This is a genomic window from Yoonia maricola, assembly GCF_002797915.1.
GTDB lineage: Bacteria > Pseudomonadota > Alphaproteobacteria > Rhodobacterales > Rhodobacteraceae > Yoonia > Yoonia maricola.
The window spans coordinates 1,451,594-1,475,066 of record NZ_PGTY01000001.1 but is presented as its reverse complement, the minus strand read 5'-3'; the positions used below and the strand labels follow the sequence as shown (position 1 = coordinate 1,475,066).

The following is a 23,473-nucleotide window of genomic DNA, read 5'->3' as shown; positions in this document are numbered from 1 at the left end:
AAGCCGATTGCGCGTAAGGTATGGCAATGACAGCCCCGAAGGATAAGCCAGAGGGCCCGTCGAAGCCTCTGACCGGCAGTACAATAGGCCATTTCCTTTGGATGTTTGGCGGCGGCGGTGCCGAGTCGATCTTGAAGATCGTCGTTCTTCTGGTGCTTGCACGCCTGTTGATGCCGGTGGAATTTGGTCTTGTTGGCGCGGCCCTCACGGTTGTGGCCTTGGCCGAAGTTGCAGGGCGCATCGGCGTCGCGCCTTCTATTATTCAGGCCAAGATATTGACCCGTGATCATATCGCAACCGGCATGACCACGACGTTGATGATGGGCGTTTTGATGGCAGCGCTGGTCTTTGGCTTATCCGAACTGATCGCGCGCTTGTACCGCATGCCCGACTTAACGCCGTTCATTCAAACCTTTGCTTTGCTGTTTATCATCAAAGGCGCTGGTATGGTCAGTGAGGCGCTGATGCAGCGCGCCTTGCGGTTTCGTGAAATCGCTTTGATGCGGGTTTTTAGCTATCTATTCGGCTATGCGGCGGTTGCTGTGACCCTGTCGGTCCTTGGGTTCGGCGCATGGTCATTGGTTTTGGGGCAGTTGGTGCAACAAACATTGATTACATGTTTTTACCTGTATTCAGCGCGTGACGATCTGGCCATCGGATTTCGCTGGTCCAGCTTTACCTCAATGATCGAGTTTGGGTTTGGTATTACGCTGACACAAATCGGCAATTATCTGGCGCAGAATGCTGATTACTTTATCATTGGTCGCTGGCTTGGGCCGGAGGCGCTGGGATATTATTCGCGCGCCTATCTGCTGTTGCGTCAGGGCGCGCAATTGGTCGGAAAGATGGGGGATCAGGTACTGTTTCCTACCTTGGCTTCCATTCAAGATGACAAGCCCCGGCTGCAACGGGCGCTGAACCGCGCGTTGTCTTTGGTGGCGATGACGCAAATCCCGCTGACCGCCTTGCTTGTCGTTGCGGCACCAGAGATCATACTCGTGTTGATGGGCCCGCAATGGGGGCCTGCCATCCTGCCTTTCCAGATCCTTGTGGCAGTTCTGTTTTTCCGCACTGCATATCAATTCGTTGGCGCAATATTGCGTGCAGCAGGGCGGGTCTACATTGCCGCACTCTGGCAATGGAGCTATGCCGCCATGGTTGTCGTTGGGTCGTATCTGGGGCAGCCATTAGGCCTTTGGGGGGTCGCCGTCGGTGTGTCTGTTGCTACGGTCATATGTCATTTGATGGGTTTGCTTCTGGTCCGCCATTTCATCGGTCTGGGGACCGGAGCCAGCTTTAGCCGTATGCTGCACTATAGCGTCTTGGGTATGATGATCGGTGCCGCGCTCTTTGCTGCCAAAGCGTGGCTTTTGTCTGTTGGGGTGGGGGGTGCGCTGCTGCTGGTGACACTGGTCGCAGGCTTTGTGGCGACATATGCGGGGTTCTTCTTTGCAACGCCGCGTATTTTCGGGGAAGAGGGTACTGTCCTGTCAGAACAGGTGGTCAAGCGCCTGTTCAAAAGAAGCAGGCGCTCTGATAAATCATAGTCCTATGCCGTTGCTGCCTGTTGTGTTGCAACAGTGGTGTCTGGCTGCGTCCGCCACTCGCTTGTGTCGAACATGAAATCAGCATCCAGATGCGAGAAATCATCAAAGAATTCTTCGTAGAATTCCCTCGCTTCATGCCGCAGACGTTCCCGCTTGGTGTCATCAGGTGGCTTTCCATAGACCACGCGGCGGACCATTGGTTGGCGTACAGCGTTGACGAGCCAATGCATTCCGCTCATCCGAAGTGAGCGCGCACCGCGGCGGGCAGCGCGTGCCAAAAGACGGAACTTAGGATCGCCATCTTCATTGATACGGGCGAAGAGCACGTCATCTTCCGGTTTCTGATAGGGCAAGTCCAGCACGTCACAGATCTTGCGCACATAGCCATCGGGGCTTGTGTTCAGGTCATGATAATTCAGCAGCTTGACCTGATCACGGCCCAAAAGCTCCACCCACATGTTGAGGTTTTTGTAGTAAAGTCCATTGCTGACCATCGCCGGGTGATTTTCCGCCATCTTGCGAAAGCCCCAGTCAGGTTCGCCGCCTTTGAGGTAGTGAAAATAATGCGCGATAGCCCGGTCAATCGGGTTGCGCAGGGTGCCGATCACTGTGACGTTCGGCAGATCCTCGGCCACACGCTTGGCTGCCTCTGGTTTATCAAGCAGGGAAGGTGCGACCTCGACACAGATTTTATGCTGAGGTGCGCGCTCTCCATAGAGTGAGGAATACCAGTCCCATCCTTTGTGATATTGTTTATCAAAAAAGAATGTCTCTTTCATCGCCTGCGGCAGGTACACATCGCCTCTGTTGCGCAGGTAATTATCGATCCAAGTGGTGCCACTTTTATGCGGGCCTATAAAAATATATTCTGGTTTCACAACAAATCGTCCAGCTAGTTACAATGCGTGAAATATGCCATGTTGCACATGATGAGTCATCAAAGTTTTAAGAAAAGTTCATAAAAAGTTAATATGCATGTCACAATTCCTGCTTCTGCCTTGCGCCATAATTCGTTAACGATGTGTGAGGTCATGGTGAGCCAGACCGTGACCCGTTGTGTGCCACAGGAGTAACAGATGCCGGCCTTTCGCTTCCGCGATAAACTGATCCTCTTTATCCATATCCCAAAGGCAGGTGGCACCTCTATCAAGTCCTGGATGTCCGAACATGCGGCCGAAAGCCTCTATATGAAGCATCGCAGCGAGATGTTCCCGCTTGTGCCACAACATTTCCACGCAGAGCTGTTGGATGAACTGTTTGCACCCGCCTTCTTTGACTACAGTTTTTGTGTGACCCGAAACCCCTATTCGCGGGCGCTGAGCGAATATAACTATCGCATTACGCGTCCGCGGTTGAAGAACAAGCTGCTGCCCAAGCCAAGCTTTGAATCCTGGCTGCAAAAAAGCTTTGCCCGCTACAAAAAAGACCCATACATTTTTTCAAACCACCTTCGCCCACAGCATATGTTCCCCATAGCTGAGACCGAGGTTTTTCGTCTTGAAGATGGGCTTGAACCGCTACAGGAACGTCTTGCAATGATGACGGGTATCGGATTTGCGGCCGATCTGCCGCACAAGAACCCGTCGCAGAAAAGTGTGACTGCGATCAGTGATGAAGCAGCCGCCCAGATCCGCGCATTTTATGCCGATGATTTCAAGCGGTTCGATTATGATCCCGACAATTGGAGCGACATTTAAGCCCGCAAACTATAGGCTCCGCATCCACCATCCGTTCCAGTGATAGCGACCGCTGGTTTCAACCCCGTTTACCATCACATTTTCAAGTTCAATGGTGCCCGCGGAGCCAGTTGCCAGTCTGACATCTTCGGCATGGGTGATGGTGCCGCCTTGTATCTTGACGATGCCGTCGCGTGATTTGTCCTGGCCTTCGCCAAAGCGGATCGGTGACATCTCATCAACGGCTGCCATTTCGCAGTCGCGCAAGGTCACATTCCCCGCAACCCATAGGCAGGAGCCGTCGTTACGCGGGCGGCGTACCGGTTCAGTCATGCGGCAGTTTTCAATCAGGTTGTCGGGGTGATGGCTCCAGATCCTGATACCCAATTTACAGCGGGTTGTTGTGCAATTCCTCAAATAGACGTTCTCAGTCTTCAGATCGAAACCCCCATCACCCATGTCAGAGGCGTGACAATTTTCGATCCTGACATCGCGGGTGTCTTCTTCCAGAACCAGCCCATCGCCCTGAATATAGGTTGATCCGCGTTCTTCTGCCGCCAGCATATTCACCGCTTTGGCAAGGCGCAGATTGTTGAAGTAAAGATCGTGTCCTTTACTGACGCTAATGATCTGGCAGACCATGCCGCCACCCCCATCGACGAAATCGGCATCCAGATCAAGGTCACGAAATTCCGCCTCGGACAGGTCACGAAATCTGGCGAAGCCACGGATCATGCCAAGTGCTGTGCAATCGGTGACAGTAAGCCCCTGCACGACGGTGCCGTCTTCAGTTTCGATCACCCGACCGACGTTGCGCGCATGAATGCCGGAAAATGCGATGTCTTGCAGTGTCCCTCTGACATCAAGGTTGAAAAAACCGTTTCCGCCTGCCCTGTCAAAGACAGGCCCTGAAACGCGGATATGAGAGCTGCCACGGTCGAACACAACATGGGGGTCGCCACCTACATCAGGCCTTTCCTCCGGTCCTGTTTCGTTTCCCAACATCAAGAATTGTGCAGGCGCATCTGGCCCGCCGGGTTGTGCGAATTCCCCGGTGTCGTTGAACGTGCCAAAATTGAGCGTGACCGGTTCTTCGGGTGTACCGGCCAAGCCCCACTCAATTTGCGGGCCGGACCAGCCAACTGGCATGGTGTTGTCGTCAACAGCACATAAGAACGTCTGGCCGGGCTGCGCGTCGCTCACAAACTCTGTAATCTGGTCCAGCGCCGCCGCATTTTCCCAATCGCTACCGTCCCGCTGACCTTGGCCTGCGGGCAAAAAGTGGAAGGGTGCGTCGGGGGGCGTCGTTTGCGCGATGCCCCAGGCGGGCGGGAGTGCGACAGAAGCAAGAAAGCCTTGCAAGAGCTGCCGCCGTGACGGGCGGGTTGTCTGCCGCCCTGATCGGGTTGAAACAGATTTACTAAGATATGGGTTCGTCATGGAAAAGATCATATACTTCGGCTGTTTGGCTGGCAATTAACGACCAGTTGAACGCAGGTGCCAACGGAATTGCCGTGATGGTTTCGGCATCGCTGTGCAACCTTTCTGCCAATTGTTCGATTGCGCCGACAGGAAAGTAATGGTCCTGCGGCAAGCCAAGGTCGCGGTTGGGTTGAATGTTGCTTAACAGCAAAGGAGCGCCCATGGCCCATGCTTCAAGTGCAGCAATCGGAAGACCTTCATGATGTGATGCAAGAATGAACAGATGTGCATGTGCCAAAAGCTGCGCCACCTGAGCCTGTGGCAGGCCGCCAGTCATAATAACCCCGTCATGGGCAAGTTCGGTCAAGACGCGATCATGATCTGAGTTGCTGTGACCGCCCACGATGACCAATGGGAGCGCTGCATCAGCTTTCTTGTGCGCGCGTATTAGATCGGCAAACCCTTTTTCTGGCACAAGGCGGCCGACAGTGACGAAGTAGGCGCCAGCCGTGAGGTCAAATTCCTTCAACACCGTGTCCGCTTCTGCGGCCATGCTGCGCGCCACGATGTGGTCAGCGCCGTTGGGAATATAATGGATGCGCTCTGCCTGGTCAGGGTAGTCGGCGCGCAACCGGTCTGCCAAAGTGGGGGAGACGGCAATGGTCTGGTTCGCATTCTTGATGCCGAGCCTTTCACCAAACCGCAGCACCGCGCTGGCAAATTTGTTCCATTTGGCGCGGCGAAAATCATCACCATGATGGGTGAGCACAACGGGCACCCCAAGCAGCCGGGCGAGGGGGGCCAGTAACCCCGGCCCGATGGCATGGATATGAATACAATCCGCCTTGCTGCGGAACCGCGCATGCAGGATCGCCACAAAGGTGTTGGTGATCGTTTCAAGGTATTTATTGCGCATCGCGAAAACGGGTGTGACTGTGATACCCGTTGATGTCACATAGGGCTTGTTGCCGACATAAGGCTTGCGACCGTAAACCACGATGTCAATATCGTCGCGATCACGCGCCAGATTGTCGAACAGGTTCTCGCAATGTGTTTCGATCCCGCCGGCCACATCTGGCAACCCGCGTAGTCCGATGACGCAAACCTTCATTCAACTTCCTTTCTCATGTCTGTGCCATTTTATGGGACGTCCGCGGGCTATCTTTTCAAATCTGTTCCAAACCGCAATCACTGATGGTTCAGAGCGGTGTGATGGTACTGGTATGCTGCGCAGATTCTAATCCGCTATAGTGGTGGAGAATTGTGTCTTTTAGGCCCATCGCCTGACCCTTGTTGCGACTAATCAGATAGTAAATGCTGCTGATCGGCGGGCAATTGCTTAGTCCAATACGTATAAATTATTGATATCATTCGATATAATTTTGACCGCTACTTTCATCGCGCTTGTCTAATGGTTGTCACATTGTCGGCATAAATCGCATCTAGTATCTTCAAATTAACTTTTTGTTAGCTGAACAAGGTTATACGAGTACAAACATAAGTTGAGTAAGTCTGTTAAGTGTTAGTGAAAGTGTTACCGCACCGATTACAAAAGGGGGCCGCTTGGACCGCATACATGTATGAAGATCGTAACCTACCACATGCTGAGAGCACAGCAGGCAACATTGCGTTGTCAGGCGTCAGCCAAAGCGCGGAACGCGATAAGGACTGGCATGACAACGTGAATACGTTGGTTATGCGCAATGTCATGCTTTGGGGTTCCGTCTTTGTCAGTTGCGGGTTGATCTATTTGTTAGTCAAACTTGTAGCCTGAGCAGACCAAGGCGGAGCTACCATATCAAAAGGTAGCTAGCCCAAACTATCTAATAGCCTGATGAACCGCGAAAGAATTCTTTCCAAAAAGTCTGCACAGTGATCAGGATATCAAGTGGCATGGATTGCCGCCTTACATAAGCCAGATCATATTCCAACCGCATCCGCGCTGCGCCTGCATCGGTTGTTTCACCGCGATACCCGTTTACCTGAGCCAAACCGGTCAAGCCAGGTTTGACGACATGACGTCCCATGTAGCGTGGATCGAAGTCCTCGTAGAGTTGGCCACTAGCCAACATGCCGGGGACGTGGGGACGCGGCCCAACGACAGACATTTCACCCTTCAAGATGTTAAATATCTGCGGCACCTCGTCAAAATTCGTTCGACGCAGTAGGCGACCAATAGATGTTACCCTAGGATCGTTTTTGACCGTCTGTTGCACGCCACTTGCGTCGCAATGATCCACGGACATGGTGCGAAATTTGTAGATAGAGAACAGCTTACCATTCAACCCATAGCGTTGCTGACGAAAGAAAACAGGCCCTTTACTACTTGCCTTGATGGCAATCGCCAGAATGACCAGCAAAGGCAGCAAAAGCGTGATCACGACAACCGCAAACGCGATATCATAAGCTCGGCTCAGCACCGCATAGCCACTATCCTGCCGCGGCAAGGGCGAATCGGCGCAATACCCGAATTCGAGCGTCTCAACATCGAAAGGATGCGGGCGCTGGACGGTCTGAAAGTTTGATGACATGCCCGCTGAAATACCAGGCAAACCTAATAAATGCTTTGAGATCTTCATGTTAACCTCTTAACTAAAAAAATATAAAACAAAGTGAAACATCTTTGACTTACCTAATGTCGAACACAACAATCACTAGCCGATTGTCGCCAATCCGCGTCACATAATGCGTGCAATCTAACATAGCTTCGCCGCATCTGCACTACTTCTTAACATTTTTTGCCACATTTCGAACATTTTGCTGCCAAAATAGGCACAATTTGAATGGTCGCTAGACGAATCGAGCGTACACCACAGTGGTGGGAGGTTTTCCACAGTTTCATAAATCCCAGGTCGGAAAGACAGCGAAGGGGCTTGATTTCTGTAGGTTTCTGGGCAAGTTCAAACCAGTTGTTTAATATTATTGATGTCGCGGATGCTGTTTTGCCCGTGGACTCCGTTTTACTGTTGGGGGCCGATTTTCATGAAAACCATGCTCATGTTGAGTGCTTGTATCGCGGGCTTTGGCCTTGCAGCCGTTCCTGCAGCGGCCAGCGATGAGCTGCCCAATTGTAGTCCCGAAACGGTTGGTGTGCGCTGCATTGAGCGCACCGAAGAGATTGGACCTTGGCAAATTCAGGAACTGGTGCCGCCTGTGGGCAGTCAGAATTCGCTTTCGATGTCATCGCAGTCGTTTCAGCCGCTGCCGGGCATGTTCGGGTCTGAAGAACCAGCTGAATTGGTTTTGTCCTGCATCGAAAATACAACGCAGTTCGAAGTGCGGTTCGGGCAAAACTTTATGTCCGATGTCGGCGACTTTGGTACATTGATTTACAAGTTGGATGACCAACCGCCAGTTTTGTTGCAGGCTGTGGTGTCGGAGGACAATGATGCGTTGGGGCTCTTTACAGGCGCGCAAGCCATCCCTGTCATCATTGGCCTGTTCGGGGCAGAGCGGTTGCTTGTCAGTGCAACATCATTCACGGGACGTACCTTGGACGCCAGCTTTTCCATTCAAGACATTGAACCCGCAGCCAGTTCATTGCGCGAATTGTGTAGATGGTGATCAGGGTGCAGAGTTAACGAGCTGTGACACTGGATAGAGGTCCGTAACATTGCAGCTGGGTATGACGCTCACCGTGCGAACTGCGCGACCCCCGCTTGATCTTGCGGGCATAGCTTTGCTAACCGCAGTTTATACAAGTTTTTAGAGTAGGAATTAGCGTGAAAATCATAGTTATCGGTCTTGGGTATGTCGGCCTGTCGAATGCCGTACTATTGGCTCAGAACAACACTGTCGTTGCTGTCGATCTGTCGACCGAACGTGTGGATATGGTGAACAGACGCGAAAGCCCGATTGAAGATGCCGAGCTTGAAGACTACCTCGCGACCAAAGATCTTGATCTGGTCGCGACAACAGATTTGAACGCTGCGGTGGCAGATGCGGACTATGCCATCGTTGCCACCCCAACCGACTATGACCCGGTGGAGCATTACTTTGATACCTCCTCGGTCGAGGCTGTGGCCAAGGCGGTACTCGCCGCGAACCCATCTATCTTTGTCGTTGTGAAATCGACTATTCCGGTCGGCTTTGTCTCGCGATTACGAGCTGAACTTGACACTGATCGGATCATGTTCTCGCCTGAATTTCTGCGCGAGGGGCGGGCACTTTATGACAACCTGCATCCTTCGCGTATCATCGTCGGAGACCGCGGCGCGGCTGCCGAGCGCTTTGCTGATCTTCTTGTCGAAGGCGCCGTTTCCGACGCCGCGCCGATCCTGTTCACTGACCCGGATGAGGCCGAGGCGATCAAGCTTTTCGCCAATACCTATCTTGCGATGCGCGTGGCCTTCTTTAACGAATTGGACAGTTACGCCATGGCGGGCAACATGAATTCGCGGCAAATCATCGAAGGTATCGGGCTCGATCCGCGGATTGGGACCCACTATAACAACCCGTCCTTTGGCTACGGCGGATATTGCTTGCCCAAGGACACCAAGCAGCTGCTTGCGAATTATTCAGAAGTGCCCCAAAACCTGATCCGCGCCGTTGTGGATGCGAACCGGACGCGGAAGGATTTCCTGTCTGACCGGATTATCGCAGCCCAGCCCAAGGTTGTTGGCATCTACCGGCTGGTGATGAAGGCAGGCAGCGATAATTTCCGACAATCATCGATTCAGGGGATCATGAAGCGGGTCAAGGCCAAAGGGCTGGAAGTCATTGTTTTTGAACCCGTTATGGAAGAAGATAGCTTTTTCGGCTCGCGGGTTGTCCGCGATCTGGATGCGTTCAAAAAAGAGGCGGATTTGATCGTTACCAACCGCGCGACTGATGAGTTGGACGACGTCCAGCACAAGATTTTCACACGCGACTTGTTTGGCGCAGATTAAGGAGATCCGCTGATGCGTACCGCTCTTGTTACTGGTGCTGCCGGATTTATCGGCTCTTTTGTCTGCAGCACATTGCTGGAAGAGGGCTGGCGTGTAATCGGACTGGACTGCATGTCCGATTATTATGACGTCAGCCTGAAAGAACGTCGCGAAGCAGGGCTGATGGCCCATAACAATTACCGCTCTGTGCATGGCATGGTCGAAGGTCCCGGTCTTCTGATGTCCCTGTTCAAGGAAGAAGAACCGGATGTCGTGGTTCACCTCGCTGCACAGGCCGGTGTGCGCTATTCCATTGAAAACCCACGTGCTTATCTTGAAAGCAACATCATCGGCACGTTCGAGCTTTTGGAAGCGGCCCGCGCCTTCCCGCCAAAACACATGCTCATTGCATCCACGTCGTCTGCTTATGGTGCCAACGAAGACATGCCTTACACCGAAACGGACCGGGCCGATCACCAGATGTCGTTTTATGCTGCGACAAAGAAGTCAACAGAAAGCATGGCGCACAGCTATGCTCACTTGTTCGATTTGCCAGTGACGATGTTTCGCTTCTTTACGGTTTACGGGCCTTGGGGACGCCCTGATATGGCGTTGTTTAAGTTCACAAAAGCGACGCTCGCCGATGAACCTATCGATGTTTATAACAACGGCGACATGAAGCGCGACTTTACCTATGTCGAAGACCTCGTTCATGCGATCAGGCTGTTGATCGATGCCGTGCCAGAACGGCCCGTTGATGGTCAAGTTGAAAAAGGCGACAGCCTGTCCCCAGTTGCGCCGTTTCGTGTGGTGAACATTGGCAACAATGACATGGTGCAACTGACCGATTTCATTGCAGCGATAGAAGCCGCGACCGGAAAAACTGCCACGCGAAACTATATGCCCATGCAAGCGGGTGACGTGCCAGCAACATGGGCGAACGCCGACCTGCTTAGTCGTTTGACGGGGTACGCACCAAAGACGTCGGTGCAAGATGGTGTGGCCAAATTCGTGCGCTGGTACCGGCAGTACTATGAGACTTGAAAACCTACCATTCTGACGACGCGTAATGCATTTGTAGGCGGAATAACAGATAGGTTGCGCCGGCTGATGGCACCTCTGTAGTTACACGGGCGTCTCGTGCCTTCCGAATCACGAAGGCTTTTGCTGGCTAGACCGTCCTTTCGACGGATTTGGAACTTGCGTTTCTGGCTCAAGGAAGTCCCCATATGCATCCGGTGAGAAAGATATCTCGATTGGCGTTGAGCAAATCAGTTGGGGTTTTGATGGACTAAAACGCGTTGTTACTATCGTCATCGGAGACAAAGCCACCACACGTCAGTAGTAGAAAATGATTGGCGTATATCAAAAAATGATTGACGTCTTTCAGTTCAAGTTGTTAGCCCTTAAAGCGCGCGATAAAATGAAGCGCGACTGGGAGGGTGCATGTCAGGTCCGACGTTAAGTGATGTCGCAGATGCCGCTGGTGTGAGCTATGCAACTGCAGATCGCGTCATCAATAAACGCGGGAATGTTGCCCAAAAGTCGATCGACAAAGTGCGCGATGCTGTGACCAGATTAGGCTACGTTCGCAATGTTGCTGCGGCCAATTTGTCCCGCAGGCGCGTCTACCGCTTGGCGTTCCTGATCCCAACCGGTTCGAATGCGTTTTTTAATCGCGTCCGCGACCATATCGTGCAATCGGCCAATCACCTGAGCGCGGATAGCATCAGCGTCGAGATCGTAGATGTGTCGGCTTTTTCGGTTGAGGCGCTGCAAAATAGCATTGGTGATTTGGCTGACTTGGACTTTGATGGTGTCGCAATTGTCGGTTTGCAAAGTCGATTGCTGGAACATCCCCTTGCTGAACTGCGCGCGCGCGGCGTTGCCATCATCGGCCTTGTCTCTGATTTGCCAACTAATTTTCGGTCTGCCTATATTGGCATTGATAACAGGGTCGCAGGGCGCACCGCTGCGCGCATGACAGGGATCGCCCACGCAGGGCGCGTGGGGGCGATCCAGACTTTTGCTGGTTCGATGGATGCGCGTGATCATGCAGAACGTCTGCAAGGTTTTCGTGATGTGATTACAGCAGATTTTCCTGCTCTGACTGTGCTGGATCCAATCCTGACGAAAGACGACCCGGCCGTTTTGTACGAAGCAGCCTGTGGCGCCTTGCAAGCTGGATCGTCCGTCACAGCCGTCTATAACGTCGGTGCGGGCAATGTTGGGCTGATAAAGGCCATCAGCAAAACCTCGGGCACGCGACCGTTTTGCGTGGTCCATGAATTGGTGGCGCATTCAAAGCAGGCGCTTATCGACAATCACATTAATTTGGTGATCGACCAGCGCCCAGATGTCGAAGTCAACCGTGCCTTTGCCCTTTTACGCGCACTTATCGACGACAGAGCGATGCCGCCGATGCCAGACCTGATGCCAACGATTTATGTGCGGGACAATTTGCCCGCTGACACTCTCAACACTGTGATGAAAGCCCAAACAACATGACCGATTTTTTTAAAGATATCAGCCCACTGTCCTATGATCCTGACGGCGCTGGATTGGCCTTTCGTCACTACAACCCGGACGAGGTCGTAGCGGGCAAACGCATGGAAGATCATCTGCGGTTCGCAGTCGCCTATTGGCATTCGTTTGCCTGGCCCGGCGGTGATCCCTTTGGGGGCCAGACGTTCGATCGTCCCTGGTTTGGCGATACGATGGATCTTGCGCGGCTGAAAGCGGATGTGGCCTTTGAGATGTTCGATCTGCTGAATGTGCCGTTCTTTTGCTGGCACGACGCAGATATCCGCCCCGAAGGCGACAGCTTTGCCGAAAGCCTGCGGAACTTCGAAGAGATCGTCGATTATCTGATGGACAAGATGGAAAGCAGTAAGACCAAGCTGCTATGGGGCACAGCCAATCTATTCAGCCACCGCCGCTTTATGTCGGGTGCGGCCACAAACCCTGATCCCGAGATTTTCGCTTGGTCCGCGGCCACGGTAAAGAACTGCATTGATGCCACCCACAAGATGGGCGGACAGAACTATGTTCTTTGGGGTGGCCGCGAAGGGTATGAAACCCTGCTGAACACCAATCTGAAGCGCGAGCGCCAGCAGGCTGGACGGTTCCTGCAGATGGCCGTCGAGTATAAGCACAAGATCGGCTTCAAGGGCGCAATTCTGGTCGAGCCGAAGCCGCAAGAACCTTCAAAGCATCAGTATGATTTTGATGTGGCAACCGTCTACGGTTTCCTCAAGGAATTCGGTCTTGAGGGTGAGGTTCAGATGAACATCGAACAAGGCCACGCGATTTTGGCGGGCCATTCGTTTGAACATGAGTTGGCACTTGCATCATCGCTTGGAATTTTCGGGTCCATCGACATGAACCGCAACGACTACCAATCAGGTTGGGACACCGACCAGTTTCCCAATAACGTACCTGAGGTGGCGCTGGCCTATTACGAAGTTCTCAAGGCCGGGGGGTTCACCACCGGCGGCACCAATTTCGACGCCAAGTTGCGCCGCCAATCGCTCGATCCGGTCGATCTGATCGCGGGCCACGCGGGTGCCATGGACGTCTGCGCGCGCGGCTTCAAGGCAGCGGCCGCGATGCTGGAAGACGGCACCTTGGAAGAGATGCGGGCCGAACGTTACGCAGGTTGGGATAGCTCAGACAGCACGGCCATGCTGAACAGTGATTTTGCCTCCATCGCCGCGCAGGTCGAAGCTAACGGCATCAACCCGCAACCACGCTCAGGTCGGCAGGAAATTCTGGAAAATATCGTCAACCGTTTCGTCTAAGCGAACAGAGAGAACCACTATGAAAACCATTCAAGGGCCCGCATTGTTTCTGCCACAGTTTGCCGGTGACGAAGCCCCGTTCAATTCGCGGGACAGCATCACCAAGTAGGCCGCCGATTGCGGCTACAAGGGCGTTCAGGTGCCCAGCTGGGACGGTCGCCTGATTGATTTGGCCAAGGCGGCAGAGAGCAAGGACTATTGCGATGAGTTTCAGGGCAAAGCGCGCAAAAACGGCGTCGAAGTGACCGAGCTTTCGACCCATCTATAGGGTCAGCTTGCGTAAGCGTTGCAAAAGGCCCCCAATTTGGGTTCTTCCCTCGTCTACAGCCAAGGCTTATATTGGCAGTAAGCCAATACGGAAGCAGCTAACTATGCACTTCCGACAAAAGCCAGATCTTGGCTGGATCATCTGCAGCTGCGGCGTAACTTCTCCAAGGTACATGTTTACCAGTCCTGCCCAGATTCTCAGACGTCCAATAACGACCACTCATGAAGGTTCTACCATGATCTCTGATATGATGATCGAAAGCTGAACAAGCTCTACTCTTGATACCTCATGGTACTAGCGCCCTTAGGTGGATTTCCAAACGCTAGACGTCGTGAGGTAATACGACCAGTTGGTGCAACAATCTCAACTATCGCGTTGTTCAATGCATCCACAAAGAGCTTGTTGAAGATGGTTGGAAATTTGGGATGACTGAACATCACATTGGGTAACCGAAGGTCAGCAAGAGTACCGGCCAAATAGTCAGGCAACCTTACGAACTCGTCGTGCTTCGTAGTGCCATCCATAAGCGGGCAAGCAAATATGAGTTGCGGCCTAAGAACGTCAATAGGACCCCCTGAGCGCCTCCTCATAATTTGAAAAAGCAACCAAGCGAGATCGAATGCAAGCCCATCATGCCTATCAAACATAGCGTCGCGATCATTTATCCAACGGATACTTAGTGGCGATTTTTCCTCGTGAATTAGGTGGATTACAACCGCTGCAAATGAAGCAACCAGAAAAACTCTCCGAAGCAACGCCGTTGACGGATTCTTACTGGAAAGTTCGCGTTCCAACAGTTGAAATTTCTCGTCTAAATCGGTGTAATACTGTTCGTTTCCCGGTTCTGCGGATTTCCAATCCGCAACCACTTCTCGAAGACCCTTCGCGATGGAGCTCATCGCGTCTGTTGTAATAGCAGTCCTTAGGTAGTTGCTGTCTTTCTCAACCAAAAAATTATAACTAAAGGTCACCGGTGAACAATAATAATCTAGGAACTCTTCAGAGGGAGTACGAGTTCCCTTGATGTCCTTCGGTGCGAATGCAGCGATCCACGATGCTATATTCTGATCGGTGTCATGTTTCGGCATGATAACAAAGGAAAATGCATCACTTTTCTTATTCTTGTTTCCCACGCTGTAGTCTGAAGCAACTGTCCAGTTTGCGGCAACGGGGATTTCTTCAAACCAACGTTGAAAATCAGAACGAACAGTTTGACCTGAGGTCTCTAGCAGGCTGATGAGCTCTAGCATCTCTGAAAAGTTTCCTCGTTCACCAGATTCCTAGGACGACATGACAAAACTGAGAAAGCCACGATCCAAAACCGTCGTTTGTGCACCATGCAGCATTTTGCTAACAGTCGACTGGTTCTGAGACCTGTCCACGCTTCAACATATAATGAGCACCGACCGCATAGGTAACGACTAATTTCAATCTTTCTTGAATGATCGTACCAGCTTTCTGCATATTCATTACCTCGGGAAGAAGTGGAAGCAGGATATCCGCGCCGTTCAGGGCGGAGCCAATCGTGCCGCCGCTACGGGAGTTTTGCCTGGGATTAAGGCCAGGATGGATGGCATGCGCTTTATCAGCGCCTGTGTTGTGTCATCCGCCGGCAATGCTGCGTGGACGAAACTATGACAACGCGCCGTTCTTGCCCTCAAGGGCGTCAGTGTCTGACATCAGCGCAAATGGGCAGTATGACTTGCAGCACCTTAGGTTGATCGAGCTTAGGCAGCGATACCAGCCCGCTATGTAGAGCAGTGCGCATGAGGTGCAGAAGCCGGGCGCGTCTCGCGGCATTGTTCACGCCTTTGTCCTGACATCCCAATCGCGCGTCACTTTATGCGCTAGCGCTTCCTGCTCTGGAACAATAGCGACATCATCCCAAGTACGGCTGATACCATGATCAACAACAATGACACAGCGTTCAACACTGGCGTCGAGCCTTGCTTAAGCTTGTCGAACATGGTGATCGTGAGTGGCGAGTCGGAGCCCACCAGCATGAGTGTGGTGTTGAAATTCTCGAAACTCATGAGCACCGAAACAACCGCCGAGGCCACGATGGCTGGCAGCAGGAACGGCAGAGTGATTTGCCGTATCGCGCCCCATTTGCTGGCGCCAAGGTTCAGGGCGGCTTCTTCCAGACTTGGGTCAAACTTTTGCAACCGCGCCGAGATGACCAGCGTGGCAAAAGTCGTGATAAACGAAAACTGACCAAGGATGACAAGGATCAGGCCGGGGCGCAGGCCGTCGAACCACATGCCGGTCGCGTCCTCCAGCGTGTTGGCGACCGAACTGGAAAACACCAAAATCGAAATGCCAAGGATCACCCCTGGAATGATCAGCGGCAGCAGCATCAGCACATAAAGCAACCCTTTGCCGCGGAAGTCGTGCCGGACAAACAGAAACGCGTTACAGGTGCCGACCGCCACGGCGAGGCCAGACACCCACATCGCCACGAAAGCTGATGTGCCGATGGACCGAATGATCGCACGTTCATGGAACACCCCGATAAAGGGCGCTTCTGTGCCAAAGAACCAAGCGAGTGTGAAACCTTCCCACGGCAGTGACGGAAAGACGCTGTTGTTAAAGGCGAAGACACAAACAACCGTTAGTGGCAGGGCCAAGTAGATAAAGAACGCCGTGACATAGGCACGGTAACACCACTTGGTGAAGGCCGGCTGAGGAACCGTGGGGATCATGTGCGCCCCATCGTTTCAGTCAGTGATTGGCGCGACAGCTTTAGGCCTACAAAGACCACAAGGGACGACAGCGCCAGCAGCAAGAACCCAAATGCAGACCCTAACTCCCAATTAAAACGCGTGATGAATTGGGTATAGATCATGCCTGTAAACCACAGGCTGTCTTTCCCGCCTAACAGGATCGGCGTCAGGTAATTTCCAAGTGACAGCATGAAGACCACGATGCATCCAGACACGATACCGGGCATTGCGTGGGGGATCACAATCTCGCGCATGATCGACGTGCTGGACCCACCCAGATCATAGCCTGCTTCGATCAGGCTATCGTCAAGGCTATCCAGCGTGGTGACCAGTGGTACGACCATGAACAGGATCGAGGTGTACACCAGACCCACCATGATCGCCGCATCATTGTACAACATCTCGACCGGGCCATCGACGACGCCCAGATATTGCAAGGCGTTCGAAATCACCCCGGTTTCGCGCAGCAGGATCATCCAGCCGAACGTGCGCACCAGTTCAGATACCCAAAACGGGATCATGCACATCAGGAAAAGCGTGGTTTTGGTGCGGCCACGCGTCAGTTTGGCAATGTAGTAGGCAATGGGAAACCCAAGGATCAGGGTCAATGCAGTAGCAACGATCGACATGATCGCGGTGCGGGCAAAGGTCCGCCAATACAGCGGTTCGGTAAAGAAGGCCGCATAGTTGCCGAAGCCGGTCTCGTATTCTCGCGGCCCGATCTTTTCGCTTATCGACACGACGAACAGCCCGATATGCGGAAGGATGATCAGAACGACGAGCCACAACAGGATCGGCGCAAGCAAAAGGTAAAAACCTAGGCGAGAGGTGTCAGAGGTCATCGTTCAATTCCCTGACGCAGGATAGCAACGGGCCTGCTTGGGATCCCAGCGCGTGAATACGCTGTCGCCCTGACGCAGGTTCGCGAAGTTACCGGTTTGGGGCAAGGCGACTTTCAACAGGTTGCCGGATTGGTCTTTTATTGTGACGCTGGAATTCGCGCCGTTGAACAGCACAGACTCCACCACGCCGCCAGACACATTTACGCCGTCGCCCCCAGTCGCAAGTTCGATGGCCTCCGGCCTCAAGAACACCTGCGCGCGTTGCCCGACGCTCAGACCACCGGACGGTGCGTCGATTTTCATCTCTGACCCGCCTTCGGAAGCGAGTGTCAGCACCGCACCATTTACCGCGATGACTTTTGCATCAATTTTATTTGCGTCGCCGACGAAGCCCGCGACAAACGCAGTGCTTGGCGCGTGATAGACATCATGCGGGGTGCCGATCTGCTCGAACTGGCCACGGTTCATCACGGCAATGTTGTCGCTCATCACGAGGGCCTCTGATTGGTCGTGGGTAATGTACACAAAAGTTGTGTTGAAAGCGGCCTGCAGCGACTTCAACTCAACCTTCATATGCTCTCGCAGCTTTAGATCAAGCGCGCCCAGTGGTTCGTCCAGCAATAGCACATCCGGTTCCAGCACCATGCAGCGCGCGATTGCGACGCGCTGCTTTTGCCCACCAGATATCTGGTCGATCCGCCGTTGCGACACACCTGGCAGGCCGACACGCTCCAGAACTTCCTCCACGCGTTTTTTGATTTCTGACTTGGCCACACCGCGTTGGCGCAGACCAAAGCCCACGTTGTCGCCGATGTTCATCGTCGGAAACAGGGCCAGATGCTGAAACACCATTGATACGGGCCGCTTGTTCGGCGGGACCCCGATCATCGATTTGCCCTTAATCCGCAGATCACCACTTGTGGGTGACTGGAACCCGGCAATCATACGCAACAAGGTGGTCTTCCCGCAGCCAGACGGGCCGAGGATGGAAAAGAACGATCCTTGCGGAACCTCAAAGCTAACGTGATCTACGGCGCGAAACGCGTCGAAGTCTTTCGTCAGATCACTGCAAACAAGGTCGGGATGGGGGACGGACAAATATGCACCCTCGCACGGTAAAAAGGGCACCATAGGGTGCCCTCTATGTTGGTTTCAAATGAGCTTAGTTCGCCGCGTTGATCCGGTCGAGTGTCGCGCCTTCCAGTGCTTCCAAACCAGCAGGCACCGGCGGATACCACTTGATGTTGTCAATCGCGGCCTGATCAAAGCTGCCCTGATAGCGCGCTTTGAGGTCTGCGCTGACACCGGCATCGCCATCTACAGCCGCTGTAAAGTTACCGGCCGTATTGGTGATCATCGCCGCGATCTCTGGCTGCATCACAAAGTTGATCCAGTCGTAGGCGGCATCATCTGCGCGACCACGGGCAGGCAGAACGAAAGTGTCGATCCAGCCCAAGGCACCGGCCTCAGGTGCCACGAAGGTGATGTCCGGGTTATCAGCGTTCAGCTGCCAACCACCTGTATCCCATGCCATGGACGCCACAACCTCACCAGAGCGCAGCAGGTTTTGGATCTCATCGCCGCCGTCCCAGTAGGTTTTGACGTTGGGCTTACATTCGGTCAGCGTGGCTTCGACCTCATCCAGAATGCTTTGATAGGCGTCGGTATCGTCATAAGCTGCGAACGGGTCGAGGCCCATGGAATAGGCAAATCCAATCAGCGTTGGGCGCTTCAGGCGATACGACACCTGACCGGCGACAGATGCATCGCACAGATCTGTGTAGTCTGTCACGTTGCCTGCTACCGCGGTGTTCACAACAAGACCGCTGGTGCCCCAAACATGTGGGAGGCCGTAAACCTCACCTTCGTAAGTGGTGTTGCCAGCCGTCGCCGAAAGCATTGAAGGAATGAACAGCTCGGCGTTCACTTTCGACATATCAATCGGTTTGTAGATCCCGAACTCTTCCTGTGCGCTGGCGATCCGGTCTTGACTTGGCTGGGCCAGATCAAAGCCGCCGCCATTGGTGGCACGCAGCTTGGCGATCATTTCTTCGTTGTTGGATGTCGTGACTTCGACGGTGTGGCCCGTCTCGGCCTCGAACATCGCGATGACCTCGTCAGGTGCATAGCCGCCCCAAGTCAGCAGCCGCAGCGTTTCCGCCTGTGTCATTTGTGCTGTTAATGCCGCAATAACGGCGATGGATGAAATCAGTGAAAACTTCATGAAACTCTTCCCCCTATGGATGGTTAATGTCGTGCTGTAGATTAGGTTTTTGTAACGGTATTAAGTCAGACCTCCGCTCTTGTGTCTATGTAGGATAAGCTAAACGCGCTTCATGGTTGACTGGATTGCGCAACGCCAGGATCGTCATGTTTTTTCGGCTTCATAAGCACGCCAGCAACAGTTTTCGGGCGTTTTCCTTGTTCATCTCCACAGGATTTCCGCCAGTACTGGGGTCGCTCAGCGCTCCTGCAACGATGCGGTCGATATCGGGATCAGTGACGCCAAGTGCGGTGAGCGTTTTGGGGATGCCCAGTGATGCATTCAGGTCGTCCACGTAGGCGCAGAACCCGTCAAAGCCGCCCGCAATCCCAAGGTAATTGGCCGCCTGTGTCATGACGTCTTCAATTGCAGGTTTGTTGAACTGTAAGACCGCTGGCATACACACCGCGTTCGTTGTCCCGTGATGCGTGTGGTACATCGCGCCAATCGGATGCGACAGCGCATGGATCGCACCCAGTCCTTTCTGAAATGCTGTCGCCCCCATTGCCGCAGCTGACATCATGTGCGCCCGCGCCTCCAGATCGGTCCCGTCTGCAAAGGCGCGTGGCAGATACTCTTTCACCAGACGCATTCCCTCCAGTGCCATGCCCTGCGACATCGGGTGGTAATGGGGCGAACAGAACGCTTCGACACAATGGGCGAAGGCGTCAAGGCCGGTGCCCGCAGTGATAAATTTCGGCATGCCGACGGTCAATTCTGGGTCGCAGATTACGATTGTCGGCAGAAATTTCGGGTGGAAGATGATCTTCTTTTCTTCTGTCTCAGAATTGGTGATGACGGACGCCCGCCCTACTTCAGAACCCGTCCCAGCGGTCGTCGGGACAGCCACAATCGGGGCGATGGCATCCGCATCCGCACGCGTCCACCAATCGCCAATGTCTTCAAAATCCCACAAAGGCCGTGTCTGCCCCGCGAGGAATGCCACCAGTTTCCCCAAATCAAGACCAGATCCGCCACCAAATGCGATGACCCCGTCGTGACCACCATCCTTGTAGGCTTGAACGCCAGCAGCTGCATTCTTCTCGTTCGGGTTGGGGTCCACATCGGCAAAGATCGCGCGGCCAAGGCCAGCAGCCTCCAACAAGTCCAGAGTCTTTGTCGTGATATCCATATTTGCCAATCCGCGATCGGTAATCAGCAGTGGCTTTGTGATACCAGCAGCGTGGCAAGCATCTGCGATCTCGGAAATGCGGCCAGCGCCGAAACGAATAGCGGTTGGGTAGGACCAATTGGCGGTCAATGACATGTCTTAGGCTTTCTTCAAGTGATACGATTTTGGACGGGTCAGGTTATGATATCCAATCAGCGAAAGACCTCCGCCCCGCCCAGTGTCTTTGCAGCCGGTCCAGCAGAGGCCCGGATCAAGATAGTCAGCACGGTTCATAAACACCGTGCCGGTTTCGATCTGATCAGCAATTGCCTCGGCACGGGCCACATCGCCCGTCCAGACTGATGCGGTCAGGCCAAAGTGGCTGTCGTTCATCAGACCGACCGCCTCTGCGTCATCCTTCACAGGCATGATCCCCACAACCGGACCAAAGCTTTCATCACGCATCACCCGCATATCATGGGTCACATTGGTGAGTATCTGAGGGGTCAGGTAAGCGCCGCCATCGTCCTGCGCAAACGTTGTGATATGGGCTTTGGCCCCGTCCGCAATCGCCTCTGCCGTTTGCGCTCGCACCTCATCGGCAAAACGCTTATGCGCCATTGGTCCCAGCGTCGTTTGGGGGTCCAGGGGGTTGCCAAGCTTGTACTCGCTGACAATCGCCACCGCCTTGTCGACAAAAGCGTCAAAGTGCTGTTCGGCCACGTAAATCCGTTCAATCCCACAGCAACACTGGCCTGCATTGAACATCGCGCCGTCAATCAATGTATCCACAGCCGCGTCCAGATCAGCGTCATCGCAAACATAGCCGGGGTCCTTGCCGCCCAACTCCAGCCCTACGCCTGTAAATGTACCTGCCGCAGCCCGCTCTATCGCTTGGCCCCCGCCGACAGAGCCTGTGAAATTCACAAAGCCAAAGGACTTTGCCGCAATCAGATCTGAGGTTGTCTGGTGATCCAGAAACACGTTCTGAAACACGTCTTCCGGCACACCCGCAGCATGAAAAGCTTGCGCCATCCGCTCGCCCACCAAAGGTGTCTGGCTTGCGTGTTTCAGCATCACGGTATTGCCGGCAATCAGGGCCGGGGCGACCGTGTTGATGGCTGTCATATAGGGATAGTTCCACGGCGCCACGACCAGCACGACGCCGTGCGGGACGCGTTTGATGACGCGGCGAAAAGCGTCGCTATCCTCGATCGCGATATCGGCCAAAGCATCTTTGGCAATCTTCGCCATATAGCTGGCGCGCTCATTGAAACCACCAAACTCACCACCGTATCGAATGGGCCGTCCCATCTGATGGGCTAGTTCCGGCACGATCTCATCATTCATCGCGCCAACGTTGGCGACACCGGCCTGTACCAAGGCAATCCGATCCTGTAGCGGCAGTGCCGCCCAGCCCGCTTGGGCGGCCTTGGTGCGTGCCACGGCAGTTTTGGCATCCTCGGCAGACAACGTGGGGCGTTCTGCGTAGACAGTCCCATCAATCGGAGAAATGCAACGGATCATCTTCATGCCCTTTCAAAACCCCGTGCGATTTCCCAATCTGTCACCACGCGGTCGAATTCTTCTTGTTCCCATTCGGCACAGCGGGTGTAGTGGTCAATCACATCGCCGCCAATCGCCTCGCGTAACATGGCCGAGTTGCGCAGTGTTTCTGTCGCCGCGCGCAGTGTTTGGGGAATGTCCTGTGCTTTGGCATCCTCATAAACATCGCCCTTGGTCGGCGGGGCCAATTCCATCTTGTCCTCGATCCCCTTTATCCCGGCGGCCAGCATCGCAGCCTGTGCAAGATATGGGTTCAGATCCGAGCCGCCGATCCGGCATTCAGCGCGGACGCCTTTGGTGCCGTCGCCACACAAGCGGAAACCAGCGGTACGGTTGTCGACGGACCAGACGGTCTTTGTCGGGGCAAAGGTGCCTTTTGCAAAACGCTTATAGCTGTTGATGTAGGGAGCCAAAAAGAACGTGTAGTCCGGGGCGTAAGCGATCAACCCGGCCATGTAGTGCCGCATCAGATCAGACATGCCAAGGTCAGCATTGGCGTCATAGAACGCTGGCGCGCCATCTTTCCAAAGCGACTGATGCACGTGCGATGAACTGCCCACCTTTGTATGATCCCACTTCGGCAAGAAAGTCGCGGCATGGCCCTGTTGCCACGCGATTTCCTTGATCGCGTTCTTTGCAATCGTGTGGTGATCTGCACAATCAAGGGCGTCGGCATAGCGGATATTCAGCTCTTCCTGACCGGTTTCAGCTTCCCCTTTGGAATTCTCAATGGGCAGACCAGCGCCAAACAAATGATTGCGGATCGGGCGCATCACGCCTTCTTCCTTGGTGGTCTGCAGGATGTGGTAATCTTCATTATACCCGCTGATCGGGGTCAGATCGCGAAAGCCGTTCTTGCGGATATCGTCAAAAGACGTCTCGAAAAGAAAGAACTCCAGCTCAGTCGCCATCATTGCGTCAAAGCCAAGTTCCTTCAGGCGGGCAATCTGCTTTTTCAGTATCTGACGCGGGGCATGGGGCACCGGTGCGTGTGTGTGGTGATCAAGGATGTCGCACAGGACCATCGCTGTCCCTTCAAGCCACGGCAAGATGCGGATCGTGGTCAGGTCGGGTGCCATGATGTAATCGCCATAGCCGTTTTCCCAGCTACTCGCAGCGTAGCCATCGGGTGTGGCCATCTCCAAGTCGGTGGCCAGCAAGTAGTTGCAGCAATGCGTCTCCTTGAAAGATGTCTCGACAAAATTCACAGCGTGAAAGCGCTTGCCCATCAAGCGGCCCTGCATGTCTGGAAAGCAGGTCAGGACCGTATCAATAGAGCCGTCTTTGACAGCCGCTTGAAGTGCCTCAAACGTGAGATTGCCAGCCATGATCTGTGTCCTTATGTGCGTTGAAACCACCCCGCGCGTATTGCGGGATGGTTTGATCT

Annotated in this window: 20 protein-coding genes and 1 pseudogene; 9 read left to right on the top strand and 12 right to left on the bottom strand. The window is 53.8% G+C overall.

What is annotated here, in order from left to right; genetic code table 11:
- The first annotated feature begins 26 nt into the window (after positions 1-26).
- Positions 27-1,547, top strand: a complete 1,521-nt coding sequence (locus BC777_RS07505) for a lipopolysaccharide biosynthesis protein (protein ID WP_168769101.1) — start codon at positions 27-29, stop codon at positions 1,545-1,547.
- Positions 1,548-1,549: 2 nt separating this feature from the next.
- Here the strand turns inward: BC777_RS07505 and BC777_RS07500 are convergent, their stop codons facing one another.
- Positions 1,550-2,425 carry a sulfotransferase family protein gene (locus BC777_RS07500; protein WP_100367466.1) on the bottom strand — a complete coding sequence of 292 codons (876 nt, stop codon included), beginning with the start codon at positions 2,423-2,425 and terminating at the stop codon, positions 1,550-1,552.
- Between the two features lie 198 nt (positions 2,426-2,623).
- On the opposite strand from BC777_RS07500, the gene BC777_RS07495 reads away from it, so the two are divergent.
- Positions 2,624-3,244 (top strand): sulfotransferase family 2 domain-containing protein, encoded by a 621-nt coding sequence (locus tag BC777_RS07495; RefSeq protein ID WP_100367465.1) that lies wholly within the window; start codon positions 2,624-2,626, stop codon positions 3,242-3,244.
- 9 nt (positions 3,245-3,253) lie between these two features.
- On the opposite strand, the gene BC777_RS07490 is transcribed toward BC777_RS07495, so the two are convergent.
- Positions 3,254-4,663, bottom strand: coding sequence for a right-handed parallel beta-helix repeat-containing protein (locus tag BC777_RS07490; RefSeq protein WP_168769100.1), 1,410 nt, complete (start codon positions 4,661-4,663; stop codon positions 3,254-3,256).
- The gene (locus BC777_RS07485) at positions 4,644-5,756 is read right to left on the bottom strand and encodes a glycosyltransferase family 4 protein (RefSeq protein ID WP_100367463.1); all 1,113 of its coding nucleotides are present in this window, start codon (positions 5,754-5,756) and stop codon (positions 4,644-4,646) included. The genes BC777_RS07490 and BC777_RS07485 overlap by 20 nt, the downstream gene beginning before the upstream one ends.
- A gap of 465 nt (positions 5,757-6,221) precedes the next feature.
- Between BC777_RS07485 and BC777_RS07480 the strand changes: the two genes are divergently transcribed.
- The gene (locus tag BC777_RS07480) at positions 6,222-6,419 is read left to right on the top strand and encodes a hypothetical protein (protein ID WP_100367462.1); all 198 of its coding nucleotides are present in this window, start codon (positions 6,222-6,224) and stop codon (positions 6,417-6,419) included.
- A 49-nt stretch (positions 6,420-6,468) separates the two neighbouring features.
- On the opposite strand, the gene BC777_RS07475 is transcribed toward BC777_RS07480, so the two are convergent.
- On the bottom strand, positions 6,469-7,224 hold the full coding sequence (locus BC777_RS07475; protein WP_100367461.1) for a sugar transferase: 756 nt from the start codon (positions 7,222-7,224) through the stop codon (positions 6,469-6,471).
- A gap of 403 nt (positions 7,225-7,627) precedes the next feature.
- On the opposite strand from BC777_RS07475, the gene BC777_RS07470 reads away from it, so the two are divergent.
- The 6 genes and pseudogenes from BC777_RS07470 to BC777_RS07445 form a co-directional block, all read left to right on the top strand.
- Positions 7,628-8,209 (top strand): type VI secretion system-associated protein TagO, encoded by a 582-nt coding sequence (locus tag BC777_RS07470; protein WP_168769099.1) that lies wholly within the window; start codon positions 7,628-7,630, stop codon positions 8,207-8,209.
- 158 nt (positions 8,210-8,367) lie between these two features.
- Positions 8,368-9,534: a nucleotide sugar dehydrogenase gene (locus BC777_RS07465; RefSeq protein ID WP_100367459.1), complete on the top strand. Its 1,167-nt coding sequence runs from the start codon at positions 8,368-8,370 to the stop codon at positions 9,532-9,534.
- Positions 9,535-9,546: 12 nt separating this feature from the next.
- Complete coding sequence (locus BC777_RS07460) at positions 9,547-10,557, top strand: GDP-mannose 4,6-dehydratase (protein WP_100367458.1); 1,011 nt, start codon at positions 9,547-9,549, stop codon at positions 10,555-10,557.
- Positions 10,558-10,959: 402 nt separating this feature from the next.
- Complete coding sequence (locus BC777_RS07455; protein WP_100367457.1) at positions 10,960-12,021, top strand: LacI family DNA-binding transcriptional regulator; 1,062 nt, start codon at positions 10,960-10,962, stop codon at positions 12,019-12,021.
- Positions 12,018-13,313 (top strand): xylose isomerase, encoded by a 1,296-nt coding sequence (gene xylA, locus BC777_RS07450; protein WP_100367456.1) that lies wholly within the window; start codon positions 12,018-12,020, stop codon positions 13,311-13,313. Before BC777_RS07455 ends, xylA begins: the two co-directional genes overlap by 4 nt.
- Positions 13,314-13,332: 19 nt before the next feature.
- A pseudogene (locus tag BC777_RS07445) lies at positions 13,333-13,578 on the top strand (sugar phosphate isomerase/epimerase); the annotation flags it as partial.
- Between the two features lie 275 nt (positions 13,579-13,853).
- On the opposite strand, the gene BC777_RS07440 reads toward BC777_RS07445, so the two are convergent.
- The 8 genes from BC777_RS07440 to BC777_RS07400 all read right to left on the bottom strand — a co-directional run bounded on the left by BC777_RS07440 (position 13,854) and on the right by BC777_RS07400 (position 23,414).
- Positions 13,854-14,831 (bottom strand): hypothetical protein, encoded by a 978-nt coding sequence (locus BC777_RS07440; RefSeq protein ID WP_100367455.1) that lies wholly within the window; start codon positions 14,829-14,831, stop codon positions 13,854-13,856.
- A 597-nt stretch (positions 14,832-15,428) separates the two neighbouring features.
- Positions 15,429-16,283 (bottom strand): ABC transporter permease, encoded by an 855-nt coding sequence (locus BC777_RS07430; RefSeq protein WP_100367453.1) that lies wholly within the window; start codon positions 16,281-16,283, stop codon positions 15,429-15,431.
- The gene (locus BC777_RS07425) at positions 16,280-17,146 is read right to left on the bottom strand and encodes an ABC transporter permease (RefSeq protein WP_100367452.1); all 867 of its coding nucleotides are present in this window, start codon (positions 17,144-17,146) and stop codon (positions 16,280-16,282) included. Before BC777_RS07425 ends, BC777_RS07430 begins: the two co-directional genes overlap by 4 nt.
- Positions 17,147-17,149: 3 nt before the next feature.
- Positions 17,150-18,244, bottom strand: a complete 1,095-nt coding sequence (locus BC777_RS07420; RefSeq protein ID WP_100368048.1) for an ABC transporter ATP-binding protein — start codon at positions 18,242-18,244, stop codon at positions 17,150-17,152.
- A 64-nt stretch (positions 18,245-18,308) separates the two neighbouring features.
- Positions 18,309-19,370: an extracellular solute-binding protein gene (locus BC777_RS07415; RefSeq protein ID WP_100367451.1), complete on the bottom strand. Its 1,062-nt coding sequence runs from the start codon at positions 19,368-19,370 to the stop codon at positions 18,309-18,311.
- 160 nt (positions 19,371-19,530) lie between these two features.
- Positions 19,531-20,676, bottom strand: a complete 1,146-nt coding sequence (locus tag BC777_RS07410) for an iron-containing alcohol dehydrogenase (RefSeq protein ID WP_100367450.1) — start codon at positions 20,674-20,676, stop codon at positions 19,531-19,533.
- A 3-nt stretch (positions 20,677-20,679) separates the two neighbouring features.
- The gene (locus tag BC777_RS07405; RefSeq protein ID WP_211095335.1) at positions 20,680-22,047 is read right to left on the bottom strand and encodes an aldehyde dehydrogenase family protein; all 1,368 of its coding nucleotides are present in this window, start codon (positions 22,045-22,047) and stop codon (positions 20,680-20,682) included.
- 2 nt (positions 22,048-22,049) lie between these two features.
- Entirely contained in the window at positions 22,050-23,414 is a 1,365-nt protein-coding gene (locus BC777_RS07400) for a glutamine synthetase family protein (RefSeq protein WP_100367448.1), read from the bottom strand.
- Positions 23,415-23,473: the final 59 nt, after the last annotated feature.